Annotated in this window: 1 protein-coding gene; it reads right to left on the bottom strand. The window is 50.2% G+C overall.

What is annotated here, in order from left to right; all coding sequences use genetic code 11:
* On the bottom strand, positions 1 to 607 hold a 607-nt coding region (locus tag DK871_RS28455), incomplete at its 3' end, for a zona pellucida domain-containing protein (protein ID WP_161519140.1).
* Positions 608 to 641 lie beyond the last annotated feature (34 nt).

Consider the following 641-nt stretch of genomic DNA (forward strand, 5'->3'; position numbering starts at 1 on the left):
GGACGTGGTTGTATACCTTCACAGATGCCTCAACATTAATAACGTCACCCAGGAAGTAAGAGTTTGAAGGCCTCTCATAGGACCAGTCATCAGTCATGAGCTTCAGGGAGAACACCAAGACTTCTTCACCAGCCTCCGTTGAGGCATAAGGGACCCAAGTTGGCTTCAAGGCACTACTGCTGACATTTTGAAACCTTTGATAGTGGCATTGAACTCCAATAACTGCACCACCTGCACGGGTAATCGGAGTGCCAGCAAACGCCTCAGGAGTGTAGGTAAGGGCAAAGGTGTAGACAAGCTCATCCTTGGTCATCATCAAGACACTGTTGCAGTCCTGCAGTTCATTCTCAAAGAAGAGCACCTTAGAGCCTGGGACCAAACCGACAACAGGACATCCTCCCAGAGTCAGACCAGATGGCTGGATCAGTTCACCATTGCTAAACAAGTCCTGCTGTACCTCCACATGAATCCGGTTCTCACCGCATTGAATAGCTACACTACTGGGGGTCACAGGTTGCCTCAAATGGAAATCCACCGCCATCTCACTCGGCACTTCTGGAACAATGGGAAACCTCCAGTCCAAAGGCTTCACTGGACCCTGCAACACCTGCTTCTCCTGAAGACCAAGAGGCTCTTGTGCA

Source organism: Pseudomonas sp. L13, assembly GCF_009935965.1.
In the GTDB taxonomy this organism is placed as follows: domain Bacteria; phylum Pseudomonadota; class Gammaproteobacteria; order Pseudomonadales; family Pseudomonadaceae; genus Aquipseudomonas; species Aquipseudomonas lactis.